The organism is Pseudomonas sp. CFBP 13710 (assembly GCF_014842235.1).
Lineage (GTDB): Bacteria > Pseudomonadota > Gammaproteobacteria > Pseudomonadales > Pseudomonadaceae > Aquipseudomonas > Aquipseudomonas baltica.
On sequence record NZ_JACYVJ010000002.1, the window covers coordinates 533,908 to 548,803 of the forward strand.

The 14,896-nt window shown below is 61.1% G+C and carries 17 protein-coding genes and 1 pseudogene; 8 read left to right on the forward strand and 10 right to left on the reverse strand.

The window, feature by feature from the left end:
- Nucleotides 1-131: 131 nt before the first annotated feature.
- A complete protein-coding gene (locus IFT44_RS07040) occupies nucleotides 132-425 on the forward strand; it encodes a hypothetical protein (RefSeq protein WP_122479249.1) in 294 nt (97 codons plus the stop codon).
- Nucleotides 426-559: 134 nt separating this feature from the next.
- Nucleotides 560-901: a Grx4 family monothiol glutaredoxin gene (gene grxD / locus IFT44_RS07045; RefSeq protein WP_043187303.1), complete on the forward strand. Its 342-nt coding sequence runs from the start codon at nucleotides 560-562 to the stop codon at nucleotides 899-901.
- Between the two features lie 102 nt (nucleotides 902-1,003).
- Here grxD and bfr read toward each other — a convergent pair whose 3' ends face one another.
- The 4 genes from bfr to pyrC all read right to left on the reverse strand — a co-directional run bounded on the left by bfr (nucleotide 1,004) and on the right by pyrC (nucleotide 3,772).
- Nucleotides 1,004-1,480 (reverse strand): bacterioferritin, encoded by a 477-nt coding sequence (gene bfr / locus IFT44_RS07050; protein ID WP_122713240.1) that lies wholly within the window; start codon nucleotides 1,478-1,480, stop codon nucleotides 1,004-1,006.
- Nucleotides 1,481-1,679: 199 nt separating this feature from the next.
- Entirely contained in the window at nucleotides 1,680-1,901 is a 222-nt protein-coding gene (locus tag IFT44_RS07055) for a bacterioferritin-associated ferredoxin (protein ID WP_122479247.1), read from the reverse strand.
- A gap of 153 nt (nucleotides 1,902-2,054) precedes the next feature.
- On the reverse strand, nucleotides 2,055-2,729 hold the full coding sequence (gene rnt / locus IFT44_RS07060; RefSeq protein ID WP_122479246.1) for a ribonuclease T: 675 nt from the start codon (nucleotides 2,727-2,729) through the stop codon (nucleotides 2,055-2,057).
- Entirely contained in the window at nucleotides 2,726-3,772 is a 1,047-nt protein-coding gene (pyrC, locus tag IFT44_RS07065; protein ID WP_122479245.1) for a dihydroorotase, read from the reverse strand. The genes rnt and pyrC overlap by 4 nt, the downstream gene beginning before the upstream one ends.
- Nucleotides 3,773-3,902: 130 nt before the next feature.
- Between pyrC and IFT44_RS07070 the strand changes: the two genes are divergently transcribed.
- Together IFT44_RS07070 and IFT44_RS07075 are read left to right on the forward strand one after the other, a co-directional pair.
- On the forward strand, nucleotides 3,903-4,826 hold the full coding sequence (locus tag IFT44_RS07070; protein WP_122479244.1) for a flagellar protein MotY: 924 nt from the start codon (nucleotides 3,903-3,905) through the stop codon (nucleotides 4,824-4,826).
- 96 nt (nucleotides 4,827-4,922) lie between these two features.
- Nucleotides 4,923-6,140 carry an argininosuccinate synthase gene (locus IFT44_RS07075; RefSeq protein ID WP_122479243.1) on the forward strand — a complete coding sequence of 406 codons (1,218 nt, stop codon included), beginning with the start codon at nucleotides 4,923-4,925 and terminating at the stop codon, nucleotides 6,138-6,140.
- A 53-nt stretch (nucleotides 6,141-6,193) separates the two neighbouring features.
- On the opposite strand, the gene IFT44_RS07080 is transcribed toward IFT44_RS07075, so the two are convergent.
- On the reverse strand, nucleotides 6,194-6,742 hold the full coding sequence (locus IFT44_RS07080; RefSeq protein ID WP_122479242.1) for a hypothetical protein: 549 nt from the start codon (nucleotides 6,740-6,742) through the stop codon (nucleotides 6,194-6,196).
- A gap of 470 nt (nucleotides 6,743-7,212) precedes the next feature.
- On the opposite strand from IFT44_RS07080, the gene IFT44_RS07085 reads away from it, so the two are divergent.
- On the forward strand, nucleotides 7,213-7,839 hold the full coding sequence (locus IFT44_RS07085) for a response regulator transcription factor (RefSeq protein ID WP_122479241.1): 627 nt from the start codon (nucleotides 7,213-7,215) through the stop codon (nucleotides 7,837-7,839).
- A gap of 21 nt (nucleotides 7,840-7,860) precedes the next feature.
- Here IFT44_RS07085 and IFT44_RS07090 read toward each other — a convergent pair whose 3' ends face one another.
- From IFT44_RS07090 to metG, 4 genes and pseudogenes are all read right to left on the reverse strand, one after another.
- Entirely contained in the window at nucleotides 7,861-8,040 is a 180-nt protein-coding gene (locus tag IFT44_RS07090) for a PA3496 family putative envelope integrity protein (RefSeq protein ID WP_192175644.1), read from the reverse strand.
- 106 nt (nucleotides 8,041-8,146) lie between these two features.
- Entirely contained in the window at nucleotides 8,147-8,785 is a 639-nt protein-coding gene (nth, locus tag IFT44_RS07095; RefSeq protein ID WP_192175645.1) for an endonuclease III, read from the reverse strand.
- Nucleotides 8,786-8,819: 34 nt separating this feature from the next.
- Nucleotides 8,820-9,647, reverse strand: a pseudogene (locus tag IFT44_RS07100) (RnfABCDGE type electron transport complex subunit B); the annotation flags it as partial.
- Nucleotides 9,648-9,754: 107 nt separating this feature from the next.
- Nucleotides 9,755-11,806 carry a methionine--tRNA ligase gene (gene metG / locus IFT44_RS07105; RefSeq protein WP_192175647.1) on the reverse strand — a complete coding sequence of 684 codons (2,052 nt, stop codon included), beginning with the start codon at nucleotides 11,804-11,806 and terminating at the stop codon, nucleotides 9,755-9,757.
- A 190-nt stretch (nucleotides 11,807-11,996) separates the two neighbouring features.
- On the opposite strand from metG, the gene IFT44_RS07110 reads away from it, so the two are divergent.
- Nucleotides 11,997-12,323, forward strand: coding sequence for an aspartate-semialdehyde dehydrogenase (locus IFT44_RS07110; protein WP_122479237.1), 327 nt, complete (start codon nucleotides 11,997-11,999; stop codon nucleotides 12,321-12,323).
- Between the two features lie 60 nt (nucleotides 12,324-12,383).
- A complete protein-coding gene (locus IFT44_RS07115) occupies nucleotides 12,384-12,548 on the forward strand; it encodes a hypothetical protein (protein ID WP_163007605.1) in 165 nt (54 codons plus the stop codon).
- A gap of 7 nt (nucleotides 12,549-12,555) precedes the next feature.
- Here IFT44_RS07115 and IFT44_RS07120 read toward each other — a convergent pair whose 3' ends face one another.
- On the reverse strand, nucleotides 12,556-13,026 hold the full coding sequence (locus tag IFT44_RS07120; RefSeq protein ID WP_043187336.1) for a MaoC family dehydratase: 471 nt from the start codon (nucleotides 13,024-13,026) through the stop codon (nucleotides 12,556-12,558).
- A 164-nt stretch (nucleotides 13,027-13,190) separates the two neighbouring features.
- On the opposite strand from IFT44_RS07120, the gene fadD2 reads away from it, so the two are divergent.
- A complete protein-coding gene (gene fadD2 / locus IFT44_RS07125; RefSeq protein WP_192136913.1) occupies nucleotides 13,191-14,876 on the forward strand; it encodes a long-chain-fatty-acid--CoA ligase FadD2 in 1,686 nt (561 codons plus the stop codon).
- The last annotated feature ends 20 nt before the right edge of the window (nucleotides 14,877-14,896 follow it).

Sequence of the window (14,896 nt, forward strand, 5' to 3'; positions counted from 1 at the left end):
TGCAGTTTTGAACGGGGCCAACAAGTTTCACAGGGTTTCGATAGCTGGATGTTTCGCCCGACCATCTGACGTTTCCTAAACATCGGGCGTGGGTTATAAATGCGTCTTGGGAAACACACGGAGTTTGCGGAATGGAATCGAAAGAACAACAACTGCTGGAGCTGCTCGGCCTGACCGCGCGCACCCTGACCCACCTGACGGCATCCATGACCTCGATGTCGTTCGAACTGCTGCGCAGTTCCGACGAGGTCACACGCTCGGCCGGCAAGCACATGATCGATCGCATGGCGACCATCAGCACCGGCCTGGACGACCACTGGCGCCTCATCGGCGAACTGACCGGTGTGCATGTCGCCCAGGAGGAAGTCGAAACTGTCCTGGAAATCCAGCTGCAGGCACTGCCACCTTCGCTGCCGCTGAACTAGTTCGGCACACCTGGCAACGCCTTCGCTCTGAGCAACGGTCAGCGCAAGAGCCCGAGCGTAGCGCTCGGCTTTCCGTTACAATGCCTCACCGTGCCGACGACTGAGTCGGATATACAAGCCGAGCGAGGTGCTCCATGGATATTATCGAAACGATCAAAGAGCAGATTGCCAACAACACAATCCTGCTTTACATGAAAGGCTCGCCGAATGCGCCCCAGTGCGGTTTCTCGGCCAAGGCTTCGCAGGCGATCATGGCCTGTGGCGAAAAGTTCGCCTACGTCGACATCCTGCAGAACCCGGAAATCCGTGCAAACCTGCCCAAGTACGCCAACTGGCCGACTTTCCCGCAGCTGTGGGTGGCCGGTGAGCTGGTAGGCGGTAGCGACATCGTGGCCGAAATGGCCGCCAACGGTGAATTGCAGACGCTGGTCAAGGACGCTTCGGCCAAGGCCGCACAGCCCAAAGCCGACGCCTGATCCGCTTGCTGGCTGGCCTGGGTGCCAGCCAGCCATGAAAAAGCCCCGCCTGTTCACACAGCGCGGGGCTTTTTCATGGTTTCGCGTCAGGGTTGGGAAGACTCAGCTTTCTTCGCCCATGCTCGACTGCAGGTAATTCTCGATCCCGACCTTGTCGATCAGGCTCAGTTGAGTCTCCAGCCAGTCGATCTGTTCTTCCTTGCCTTCAAGGATGTCTTCGAGCATTTCGCGGCTGCCGAAGTCGCCAGCGGTTTCGCAATGAGCAATGGCGCCTTTCAGATCGCCTAGGCCCTTGTATTCGATCTTGAGATCGCAGGCCAGCATTTCACCGGCGTGTTCACCGATCAGAATCTTGCCCAGTTCCTGCAGGTTGGGAATGCCCTCGAGGAAGAGAACGCGCTTGATCAACTTGTCGGCGTACTTCATCGCGTCGATCGACGCCTTGTATTCGTGCTTGCCCAGCTTGTTCAGGCCCCAGTCTTCGTACATGCGGGCATGCAGGAAGTACTGGTTGATGGCGACCAGCTCGTTTCCGAGGATCCTGTTGAGATGCTGGATGACGCTGATATCGCCTTTCATGATCAGAGAGCCTGCGCGGGTATAGGAGTAATGGCGTGAAGTTTGGCCTCAGGAACTAAGCATGTCAAACCTAAGTTATTGAATACTATATGAAAATTAATCGGAATAAGAATGACTGAGTTCCGCGTTTGTTGCTAAGTCGTTGTATTCCAGACATAAAAAAACCGGGCGGGGCCCGGTTTCTTCAAAGACGGTGGTTTCACGCGGGTGTAAATTCTGCTGGGTAGGGCAGTGCAGAGGCTTGAGCGGTCTGGATTTGAGTCAGGGTATCGCGTACCACTTCCTTGGCTAGGCAGGCACATTTACCGCACTGCGTGGCCACGCCGAGGGTTTCACGCACGTCACGAAAGCTGCAGCAGCCTTCGTAGATCGCATCGCGAATCTGACCATCGGTGACACCCTGGCAAAGACAGACATACATACGTAAGAACCGCCGCTGTGTTGGTTTCAATGCGAACGATCCTAATGTTAATGAGAATGCTTGTCAAAGCAACTCGCGACTACGTTTGGGACAAGCGATGAACGGTTGCAGCAGGGGTCGTCGATCGTTCTCGACGTTCCCTGCTGCACCGGTTCAATCGTTGAAATCCTGCCAGCCGCCCATCTGCTTCCAGCGATTGACGATGCCGCAGAACAGCTCGGCGGTCTTCTCCGTGTCGTAGCGAGCCGAGTGAGCCTCGCGCCCGTCGAAATCGATATCGGCGGCCTGGCACGCCTTGGCCAGGACGGTCTGGCCGTAGGCAAGCCCTGCCAGGGTAGCGGTGTCGAAGCTGGAAAAGGGATGGAACGGGTTGCGTTTCATTTCGGTACGCGCAACCGCGGCATTGAGAAAGCCGAGGTCGAAACTGCTGTTGTGGCCCACCAGGATCGCGCGCTTGCAACCGTTGGCCTTCAGCGCCTTGCGGATGCCGCGGAAGATGTCGGTCAGCGCTGTCTCTTCGCTGACGGCCATGCGCAGGGGGTGGTCCAGCTTGATGCCGGTGAACTCCAGCGCAGCGGCCTCGACGTTGGCCCCCTCGAACGGCTCGACGCGGAAGAAGTAGGTATGGTCGGCAAAGACGAAGCCTTTCTCGTCCATGCCGATGGTCGTTGCGGCGATTTCCAGCAGGGCGTCGGTGGCGCAGTTGAAGCCGCCCGTCTCCACGTCCACGACTACCGGCAGGTAGCCGCGAAAACGTGCGGCCATGGGATGGCGCGAGCCAGTGCCCGAACCGCCCGTGTCTTCGTCGTCGTAGTTGTCTTCACTCACGCATCTTTCTCCAGCAGGCGCCAGCGCAGTTTTTCACCGGCGCGCAGCGGGATGACTACCTGCTCACCGAATGGCAGGCTGGTTGGGGCGGTCCACTCGTCGCGGACCAGGGTAATGGTGTCGGTGTTGCGCGGCAGACCGTAGAAGTCCGGGCCATGCAGGCTGGCGAAGCCTTCCAGCTTGTCCAGCGCATCACGCTGCTCGAACGCCTCGGCGTACAGCTCGATACCGGCGAAGGCGCTGTAGCAGCCGGCGCAGCCACAGGCCGCCTCCTTGGCATGCTGCGCGTGGGGCGCCGAATCGGTGCCCAGGAAGAACTTGGTGCTGCCGCTGGTGGCTGCGTCGAGCAAGGCAACCTGGTGCGTATTGCGCTTGAGAATCGGCAGGCAATAGAAGTGCGGGCGGATGCCGCCCACCAGCATGTGGTTGCGGTTGTACAGCAGGTGCTGCGGGGTGATGGTCGCCGCGACATTGGCCGGCGCGGCCTTGACGAATTCGGCAGCCTCGGCCGTGGTGATGTGCTCGAACACCACCTTGAGCGCGGGAAAGCGCTCTACCAGCCGGCGCATGTGCTCGTCGATGAAGATCTTTTCGCGGTCGAACACGTCGACATCACCACGGGTGACCTCGCCGTGGATCAGCAGCGGCATGCCGGCATCGCTGAGGGCTTCGAGCGCCTCGGTGATGTTGTCCAGGCTGGTCACCCCGGAATCGGAATTGGTAGTGGCGCCGGCCGGGTACATCTTAGCCGCCTTGACGAAGCCGCTGGCCTTGGCGGCGCGGATGTCGGCAGCGCTGGTGCGATCGGTCAGGTACAAGGTCATCAGCGGTTCGAAGGCGCTGCCTGCAGGGCGTGCGGCAAGGATGCGCTGGCGATAGGCATCGGCTTCGGCGGCGGTGCGCACCGGCGGTACCAGGTTGGGCATGACGATGGCGCGGGCGAAGATTCGCGATACATCGGCCACGGTATGCGGCAGCACGGCACCATCACGAAGATGAATGTGCCAGTCGTCGGGACGCAGAAGGGTCAGGCGGTCGGACATTGGGGATTCCAGGCGGTTCGAACTCGCCGCGAATGCTACCGGAAAACGCCGTGCACGGCATCCGCTATCAAGTTTTGCAGGCCATGTCCGATACCTTGGAAGTACCCTGTTCGAACCCGTGGAGCCTGTCGTGCGCCAGCGTTATATTGCCCTGCTCAGTGTGTTTGCCAGCCTTCCGGCCCTGGCGATGAATTTCCAGACCCGTCTGGAGAACGTCGAGTGGAAGGTCGCGGGTGACCAGTTCGAATGCCGCCTGGGCCAGCCGGTGACCAATTTCGGTTCGGCCGAATTCGTCCGCCGTGCCGGCGAGCAGGCCGTGTTTCGCCTGACTTCCGCCAGCCGCCTGCTGGGCACGGGTTCTGCCACGCTGATTGCGGCTGCGGCACCGTGGCAACCCGGTCGCGGCGACATCAATCTGGGCAGCGTACGCCTGGGCCATGGCGAAGCTCTGCTCACCAGCTCGCAAAGCCAGGCCAGCGGCTTGATCAATGGCCTGCTCGAGGGTCGCATGACCCTGGTACGCAGCCAGTCCGGAGGCGGCCAGCCGGTGGAGATCCGCCTGCTCTCGGCGCGTTTCGGCCAGGCTTTCGGCGAGTACCAGGCCTGTGCAGCAAAGTTGCTGCCGATGAACTACGACCAGATCCGCCTGAGCGAAGTAGGCTTTCCCCGCAACCTCGAGCTCGATGGGGCGGCCAAGGCGCGCCTGGACAAGCTGCTGGCTTTCATGAAGGCCGATCCGAGCGTCAATCACGTTCAGCTCGACGGGCACTCGGACAACAGCGGCAACCGCCTGGTCAATCGCGATCTGTCCAGGCGTCGGGCCATGGCCGTGCAGGAATACCTGCTGGCCCATGGCTTGAGCGACAGCCAGATCACCTTGCGCTTCCATGGCGAAAGCTACCCGCTGGTGACCAACAACACAGCTGCCAATCGGGCGCGCAACCGCCGTGTGAGCATTGAGTTGAGCCGAGCCGAAGCGGCCCCGAACGTCACCCCAGCTACCGATTCGCCCGCCGTTCTGGCCACGGAAAAACCCCCTGCCAAGCCTTTGTGATTGTCGCTTGTTCAACCAAAGCTGTCGCGCCCCTGTAAATTCGCGGCCTTGGGCGGTAGAATCGACGGCTTTCCGTAGAACCCGTGGAGTGATGGCATGGCGGACGTAAACAAGGTCGTTCTGGCGTATTCCGGCGGCCTGGACACTTCGGTGATCCTCAAGTGGCTGCAGGATACTTATAACTGTGAAGTGGTGACCTTCACTGCCGACCTGGGTCAGGGCGAAGAGGTCGAACCGGCCCGCGCCAAGGCACAGGCCATGGGCGTGAAAGAAATCTACATCGACGATCTGCGCGAAGAATTCGTGCGTGACTTCGTGTTCCCGATGTTTCGCGCCAACACCGTTTACGAAGGCGAGTACCTGTTGGGTACGTCCATCGCTCGTCCGCTGATCGCCAAGCGCCTGATCGAAATCGCCAATGAAACCGGTGCTGATGCCATTTCCCACGGCGCCACCGGCAAGGGCAACGACCAGGTGCGCTTCGAACTGGGCGCCTATGCACTCAAGCCCGGCGTCAAGGTCATCGCACCATGGCGTGAATGGGATCTGCTCTCCCGTGAAAAGCTGATGGACTACGCCGAAAAGCACAACATTCCGATCGAGCGCCACGGCAAGAAGAAATCGCCGTACTCGATGGACGCCAACCTGCTGCACATTTCCTACGAGGGCGGTGTGCTGGAAGACACCTGGACCGAGCACGAAGAAGATATGTGGCGTTGGACCGTCTCGCCGGAGAACGCCCCGGACACCCCACAGTACCTGGAGCTGACCTTCCGCAATGGTGACATCGTCGCGCTGGATGGCGTCGACATGACCCCCGCGACCGTGCTGGCGACGCTGAATCGCATCGGCGGCGAGCACGGCATCGGCCGCCTGGATATCGTCGAGAACCGCTACGTGGGGATGAAGTCCCGTGGTTGCTACGAAACTCCGGGCGGCACCATCATGCTGCGCGCCCACCGTGCGATCGAATCCATCACCCTGGATCGCGAAGTGGCCCACCTCAAGGACGAGCTGATGCCCAAGTACGCCAGCTTGATCTACACCGGCTACTGGTGGAGTCCTGAACGTCTGATGCTGCAACAGATGATCGACGCCTCCCAGGTCAACGTGAACGGTGTGGTTCGACTCAAGCTGTACAAGGGCAATGTGATCGTTACCGGTCGCAAGTCCGATGACTCGCTGTTCGACGCCAACATTGCGACCTTCGAGGAAGACGGTGGCGCCTATAACCAGGCCGATGCCGCAGGCTTCATCAAGCTCAACGCGCTGCGCATGCGCATTGCCGCCAACAAGGGCCGCACGCTGTTCTGATACAGCGCAGGCGTGTCGGCAACCCCGGTTTCGACCGGGGTTTTTTTTATCGATCAGCTCAGCAGTACCGTCCACTTCAAACGACCGGGCTGTAGCGCCGCCACTTGGCAATGCAGTCCGGTCAGGCGCGTGACCAGTGCACTGGGCAAGGGTGGCGGTGCAGCCTGGCCCACCAGCACGATCAATAACGGTCGGACGTGCTTGCGCGTTTCCAGAATATCAGCCAGCCGTTCCAGATGGGCTGCCACGCGGGTGCGCGTGGGCAACGTGCTGGTGTCGATGATATGCAGATCATTGTGCGCCAGGCGTACCCGGTTATCGGCTCGGTATTTATAAGCGTCCACTTCGTTGTCGAGACTTTCAAGAAAATACGCTGAACTCTCGAAGTCCGAGGGCGAGTAAAGTGCACGTCGATTGAAGTTGAGCGTTGCAAAGAAAAGAATGGCCAGGAAAGTTGGAAAGCCTACCAGAAACCATATATAGATGGTCTGGCTGGTGTCGTCCAGAAACGGCAGGCTCGCCAAGGCCGATGCCTCGACCATGGCCGTGAACAGCGCGATGACGCCCAGCGGATTGGGACGGGTGATCTTCTTGTTAGCCACGTGTGCCTCGCAGGGCCGTGTCCGGCCGGTAGTTGCTGGGCCAACGATAGTAGTAGGGTCGCCGGGCCGCGCAGGATGCATAGTTATCTGCCTGCCGCTGTCGTGGTGCCCACGGGCATGCGCCGCTGCACGCGGTCGCCAAGGCTCTGGCCCGGTGTTTTCCAGCTGAAGTTGTGTAGATCGATTGCCGGTATTTATCCTGCAACAGCTTGGCCGGTTCGAGGTGCACGGCTCAATTGAAGCGGCTGGTCAATTATGCAATGCTCCTGCTCCTTGGTTTTATAAGCAGAGCTCGATGCCGCCAAACACTGTACAGAAATTTTCACCGGCTTAATATGTAGGAATATTCGTCGGGTGTTGTAGGAAGTGTCTTAGTTATTGCCTGCCCAGATTCTCTATCGTCCAAGGCGGCAGTTGTCTGGGGTAATGTGCGGGCTCTAGAATTCGAACAGCGAAAATTGGATCTTCCCATGAATAAAGTGCTGATCGTGGACGACCATCCGGTCATCCGCCTCGCCGTGCGGTTGCTGATGGAGCGCCACGGCTACGAGGTAGTGGCCGAGACCGACAACGGCGTCGACGCGTTGCAACTGGCCCGTGACCACGCCCCGGACATCGTCATTCTCGATATCGGTATTCCCAAGCTCGACGGGCTGGAAGTCATCGGTCGGCTCACGGTCAGCGAGCCTCAGCTCAAGGTGCTGGTGCTGACTTCGCAGGCACCGGGGCATTTCTCCATGCGTTGCATGCAGGCAGGTGCGGCGGGCTACGTGTGCAAACAGCAGGACCTCACCGAACTGCTCAGTGCGATCAAGGCCGTATTGTCCGGCTACAGCTATTTCCCCAATCAGGCGTTGCACTCGGTGCGAGCGAGCCTGGGCAATGCCTCGGAAGCCGATATGGTGGATCGCCTGTCCGGGCGAGAAATGATGGTGTTGCAGCAATTGGCCAAGGGCAAGTCGAACAAGCAGATCGCCGACGGCATGTTCCTCAGCAACAAGACCGTGAGTACCTACAAGACGCGCCTGCTGCAGAAACTCAATGCTCGCTCGCTCGTCGACCTGATCGAGTTGGCTCAGCGCAATGGGTTGGCCTGATCTGCAGGCAAGCCATGTGGCCTATATATCGAAATCGTAGTCAGCCAACTGCCGTTGCAGACGTTTTTCCTCGAGCAGGTTATCGATCGTACGGCGCTTGCTCAGATTGCTCTTGACGGGCTCGACGACGGGCTCGGCTTCTTCACTTTCTACGGCGGTGAAGTCGTCTTCCGTTTCCAGCACTTCGTTATCGGTACTCATGATGTCAGCTCCAGGCATGTGCTGCCAATGGCGGACCTTATAGCGATATTCGAAGACGGCGTAAAAAAGATTTTTTCAATCGAGAGCTGAGCTCTTACAGGCAACCTCAATCGTCGCTGGTCTTGTGCTTGTATTCACACAGGTCTTCGATGCGACAGCTACCACAGCGGGGCTTTCGCGCCTGACAAACGTAGCGTCCGTGCAGGATCAGCCAGTGGTGCGAGTCGAGCAGGTACGCGCGGGGCACGAACTTCATCAGTTTCTGCTCGACCTCGACCACGTTTTTCCCCGGCGCGATCCCGGTGCGGTTGCTGACACGAAATATGTGAGTGTCGACGGCCATGGTCAGTTGCCGAAACGCCGTATTAAGCACCACGTTGGCGGTCTTGCGTCCAACGCCAGGCAGCGCTTCGAGAGCTTCGCGGGTCTGCGGCACCTGGCCGTCGTGCCGTTCCACGAGCAGGCGGCAGGTTTCGATGACATTGCGCGCCTTGCTGTTGTACAGGCCAATGGTCTTGATGTAGCTCGACAGCCCTTCGACGCCCAGCGCATGGATCGCCTGGGGAGTCGGTGCGACGGGGAATAGTTTCGCGGTGGCCTTGTTCACGCCCACGTCAGTGGATTGTGCAGAGAGAATGACGGCGATCAGCAGCTCGAAGGCAGACCCATAGGCCAGTTCCGTCTTGGGCTCTGGATTGTCTTCGTGCAGCCGACGGAAGATTTCCTGGCGTTTCGTCGCGTTCATCGGGTGAATAGATCCTTGGCAGGCCGGGCTAGAGTGTTTGCAGTGCGGCGAGCTGACGTTCGGCGGCCTCATGCTCGCGGCCCAAGGTGTCGAGCACGAGGAATTGCTCGAATGTTGGCGGGGTCACGAAAGCCTTCCGGGTTTTCACCAGCTGTGCGCGGGTCATGGCCACGGCAATCTTCGCCTGTTTCAGGGCGCTATCGCCACCGCTGGCCTTGGCCGCCTTCGCTGCCTTGATCCGTTCGAGTGCCGACAGGGCTGGGCCCTGCGCTAGCGCAACGGTCGCTGAACGCAGGGGCCTTGGCGCTCGCTCGGCCTGTCGAGCAGTCTCGACCCGTTGCAAGCGCTCGTTGCGGGACTGGTAGCGTTGTCGGGCCTGGTCGCGCTTTCGCAGCCGAGCGCGTTGCTGTTCGGGACTGCACGAAGGGTCGTTCGCCAGCGACGTGAAGGCCGATGTCGGCACCGGGCGCATCTCGATGCAGTCGACGGGGCAGGGCGCCACGCACAGGTCGCAACCCGTGCATTCGTCTGCCAGTACGCTGTGCATCAACTTGGCCGCGCCGAGAATGGCGTCCACCGGGCAGGCTTGAATGCATTTGGTACAGCCGATGCATTCCGCCTCGCGTATGTAGGCGACCTGGGCGGGTGCCGTGCCGCGTTCCGGGTCCGGTGCCAGTACCGGCAACTGCAGCAACTGCAGCAACTGCGCCAGGGCGACGATGGTCGCATCACCCCCTGGCGGGCAACGGTTGATCGGTTCACCGGCGGCAATACCGGCCGCGTAGGGCTTGCAGCCGGCATGGCCACATTTGCCGCATTGAGTCTGCGGCAGCAATGCGTCGATGCGTTGGATCAGGGTCATGGGCCGGCCGGAGTGCGGATGAGGGCAGATGGCAAGGGTGACGTTGGCAGCAGCCTGGCCCGTCGTCATGCGCTGAAGATGACGGGCAGGGTGCGCGAGCCGCGGACCTATTTGATGCGCTGGCCGGGCTTGGCGCCGCTGTCGGGGCTGAGCAGGTAGATTTCTTCGCCGCCAGGGCCCGCTGCCATGACCATGCCTTCGGAGATGCCGAAGCGCATCTTGCGAGGCTTGAGGTTGGCAATCATCATGGTCAATCGACCTTCCAGCGCGGCCGGGTCAGGATAGGCGCTCTTGATCCCGGAGAAGACGTTGCGCTGTTCATCGCCGATGTCCAGGGTCAAACGCAGCAGCTTGTCTGCGCCTTCCACCGCTTCGGCCTTGAGGATCAGCGCGACACGCAGGTCGACCGCAGCGAAGGCGTCGAAGTCGATCTCGGCGGCCAGTGGCTCCTTGGTCAGCTCACCGTTGCCAGTGGCGGGCGCAGGCGCGACAGGGTCCTGGGCAGCGGCGAGGTCTTGCTTGGAGGCATCGGTCATCGCCTGCACCTTGACCAGGTCGATACGGGTCATCAAGGCCTGGAACGGGTTGAGTCGATGGTCGGCGAGCCAAGTGGCATGGTCGTCCCAGCCCAGGGGTTCGACATTGAGGAAGCGTTCGGCTTCGCGGGCCAGCTCGGGCAATACCGGCTTGAGGAAGATGATCAGCTGACGGAACAGGTTGATGCCCACCGCACAGACGGCCTGTACCTCGTCGCCGCGGCCTTCCTGCTTGGCCAGCGACCACGGCGCTTTCTCGGCAATCCAGGCGTTGGCACGGTCGGCCAGTGCCATGATTTCGCGCATGGCACGGGCGAAGTCGCGGACTTCATAGGCTTCGGCGATGCTTGGCGTCGCATCGAGGAACGCCTGGGTCAGCTCCGGCGCGGCATTGACGGTGACCAGCACGCCGTCGTTGCCCTTGTGGACGAAACCGGCGCAGCGGCTGGCGATGTTGACCACCTTGCCCACCAGGTCGGAGTTGACCTTCTGCACGAAGTCATCGAGGTTGACGTCCAGGTCGTCCACGCCACGGCCCAGCTTCGATGCGAAGTAGTAGCGCAGGTATTCGGGTGCCAGGTGATCCAGGTAGGTACGGGCCTTGATGAAGGTGCCGCGCGACTTGGACATCTTCTCGCCATTGACCGTGAGGAAGCCGTGCACGTTCAGCGCGGTCGGCTTGCGGTAGCCGGCGCCTTCGAGCATGGCTGGCCAGAACAGCGCATGGAAGTTGATGATGTCCTTGCCGATGAAGTGGTACAGCTCTGCCGTCGAATCCTTGCCCCAGTACGCATCGAAGTCGAGTTCGGGGCGGCGGGCGCAGAGGTTCTTGAAGCTGGCCATGTAGCCGATCGGCGCATCCAGCCACACGTAGAAATACTTGCCTGGCTCGCCGGGAATCTCGAAGCCGAAATACGGCGCGTCGCGGGAAATGTCCCACTCCTGCAGGCCGGCATCGAGCCACTCGGCGATCTTGTTGGCCACTGCGTCCTGCAAGGTGCCGCTGCGAGTCCAGCCTTCGAGCATCTGCTGGAAGTCAGGCAACTTGAAGAAGAAGTGCTGGGAATCCTTGAGTACGGGCGTGGCGCCCGAGATCGCCGACTTCGGATCCTTGAGCTCGGTGGGTGCGTAGGTGGCGCCGCACTTTTCGCAGTTGTCGCCGTACTGGTCGGCTGCCGCACACTTGGGACAGGTGCCCTTGATGAAGCGGTCGGCCAGGAACATCTGCTTCTGCGGGTCGAAGTACTGGGTGACCGAACGCTGGGCAATATGACCGGCTTCGCGCAGTTTCAGGTAGATCTCGCTCGACAGCTCGCGGTTTTCTTCACAGTGGGTGGAGTGGAAATTGTCGAAGTCCACCAGGAAGTCGGCGAAGTCGGCGCTGTGCTCGGCCTTGACGTTGGCGATCAGCTGTTCCGGCGTGATGCCTTCCTTTTCCGCGCGCAGCATGATGGCCGAGCCATGGGCGTCATCTGCACAGACATAGACGCACTGATTGCCGCGATGCTTCTGGAAGCGCACCCACATATCGGTCTGGATGTACTCCAGCATATGGCCAAGGTGGATGGAACCGTTGGCATAGGGCAGGGCGCTGGTGACGAGAATCTTGCGTGGCTCGGACATGGGGCTCGGCTACTGGAAGTGAAACGAAGACCGAACACTATAAAGGGGCCAAGGGATTTTTTCACCTGTTGTCAGGGCTTGCGAGCAGCGTTCGGTGATCCGTCCGCGTCAGTGCGATCATGCCAATGCGACAAAATGCCTCAAGTCGCTGCGAGGACGGCCGACAACCTGAGATTAGGAGACTTCCCTCATGATTCCGCCCCTGATCCCGATCAGCGTCGTGCCGGTGACCTCGCAACTGGACCCGGTCAAGTCCACGCCCAGCATCGCGCCGGTCGCGCCAGCCCAGCCCGGCTCGAACGAAACCGCCATCGACCTGCGCCATCACGATGCCGACCAGACCGCCCTGCTCCTGCGCGAGGAGCAGCGACGACGCCAGCGTGAGGGCCGGCAGCCAGACCCCGACGAGCACACGCCGGTGCCGGGTGACTCGCTCAACGCCGACAATACGGTTCCGGTGGCGCCTTTGGTCGAGGACCCGCCGCGCCAAGGGCTGTGGGTCGATATCCAGGTCTAGTCAGAGCCGTTCGCGCGCTGCATCATGGACCATCCTTTCGCCATCCGACCCGACACTGCCATGAGCCAAGACGACAACCTGATCGATTTTGCCAGCGAACGCGGCAAGCGCATCCATGACCTCAAGGACAAGCGCCTCAACGAAATGCGTCAGGCATTCGAACAGGCGCTGCCACTGGCCCAGGCCAAGGCCGGGAAGAAAGCCAAGAAGCCGAAGAAGCGCTGAAGGCCCTTCAGCCGATGCTGATGGGTGGCGGGCTGACCAGGGTCACGGTCTGCTGCTTGCGTGGCGCAAGAATTTCCGCCTCGCCGTCGACCACCAGTTCATCGCGCTGATTGAACACGCGAGTGGCAATGCGGACGCGGAACTTGGGCAGTTTCTCGAGGATTTCCAGGCGCACGGTCAGGGTGTCGCCCAGTTTCACCGGCTTCTGGAAGCTCATCTGCTGGCCCAGGTAGATGGTGCCGGGCCCTGGCAGCTCGCATGCCACTGCGGCGCTGATCAGCGCACCACTGAACATGCCATGGGCGATGCGTTCCTTGAACATGCTGCTGGCGGCGAATTCTGCGTCGAGGTGCACCGGGTTGTGGTCGCCCGACATGGCGGCGAACAGCTGGATGTCGCGTTCCTGCACGGTCTTGCTGAAGCTGGCGGTCTGGCCGACCTCGAGCGCTTCGTACGGGGTATTGGTGACTTGGGTCATGAGCGGTGGGTCCTTGGCTTGGCGACGGTCGTGGCCGCGTCAAATAGATTCACGATGTTAACAGCGGGGTCGTGCGCATTTGCGTCGGTTGCGGCAGCTGCTAACGTCGGCAGCATACCGCAGGCGCAATGGCCGGGCGGGCTTCGAATCAGAGGACAATAATAATGCATCCTGATTTCTGGAACGACAAGCGCCCACCGGGCGTGCCCCACACGCTCCCCGTCGATGAATTCACGTCCATTGTCGATGTGTTCGACCGCTCCTGCAGCACCTTTGCCGATCGTCCGGCCTTCAGCAACATGGGCGTTACCCTGACCTACGCCGAGCTCGACCGGCACTGCAGCGCTTTTGCCAGCTGGTTGCAGCAGCACACCGATCTGGTCCCCGGCGATCGCATCGCCGTGCAGTTGCCCAATGTCCTGCAGTACCCGATCGCGGTGTTCGGCGCGCTGCGCGCGGGCCTGGTCGTGGTCAATACCAACCCTCTATATACCGTGCGGGAAATGCGCCATCAGTTCCGCGATTCCGGCGCGCGGGCGCTGGTCTACCTCAACCTGTTCGGCGACAAGGTCGAACAGGTGCTGCCGGACACCACGCTGCACTACCTGATCGAAGCCCGCCTGGGCGATCTGATGCCCACTGCCAAGGGTTGGCTGGTCAACACGCTGGTGAGCAAGGTGAAGAAGCGCGTGCCTGCCTACCATCTACCCCAGGCGGCGTCGTTCAAGACGGTTCTGGCGCGAGGCGCAGAGCTTGCGCCACGTCCGGTAGCGCCGACCCTCGAAGACCTCGCGGTGCTGCAGTACACCGGCGGCACCACTGGCCTGGCCAAGGGCGCCATGCTCACCCATGGCAATCTGGTCGCCAACATGCAGCAGGTACGGGCGTGTTTCCATCAGCTCGACGAACAGGGGCAGACGATCCTGCAGCAAGGCCACGAGGTGATGATCGCGCCGCTGCCGCTGTACCACGTGTATGCGTTCACCGCGAACTGCCTGTGCATGATGGTCACCGGCAACCATAACGTGCTGATCAGCAACCCCCGCGATATCGGTGCCTTCATCAAGGAGCTGAAAAAATGGCGGTTCACCGCGCTGCTGGGCCTGAACACGCTGTTCGTGGCATTGATGGAGCACCCGCAGTTCCGTTCGCTGGACTTCTCCCGCCTCAAAGTGACCAACTCCGGCGGCACGGCTTTGGTCAAGGCCACTGCCGAACGCTGGGAAAGCCTTACCGGCTGCCGCATCGTCGAAGGCTATGGCCTGACCGAGACTTCGCCGGTGGCCTGCACCAACCCGTATGGCCAGAGCGCGCGCATCGGCAGCGTGGGTATTCCTGTGGTTGGCACGGCGTTGAAGGTGATCGACGAGCAGGGCTGCGAGTTGCCGTTGGGCGAGCGGGGCGAGCTGTGCATCCAGGGGCCCCAGGTGATGCGCGGCTACTGGCAGCAGCCCGAGGCGACCGCCGAGGCGCTGGACGCGCAAGGCTGGTTCAAGACCGGCGACATCGCCGTCATAGATCCCGATGGCTACGTGCGCATCGTCGATCGCAAGAAAGACCTGATCATCGTGTCCGGTTTCAACGTCTATCCCAACGAGATCGAGGACGTGGTCATGGCCCATCCGCAAGTGGCCAACTGCGCGGCCATTGGCGTGGCGGACGCGCGCTCAGGCGAGGCGGTCAAGCTGTTCGTCGTGGCTCGGGATCCGCAACTGACCACGACCGAGCTGATGGCCTACTGCAAGGCCAATTTCACCGGCTACAAGCTGCCACGGGAAATTGTCCTGCGCGATGCCCTGCCGATGACGCCCGTGGGCAAGATCCTGCGGCGTGAGCTGCGCGACGAGTGACGCGCAATGCAGGCGCCAGG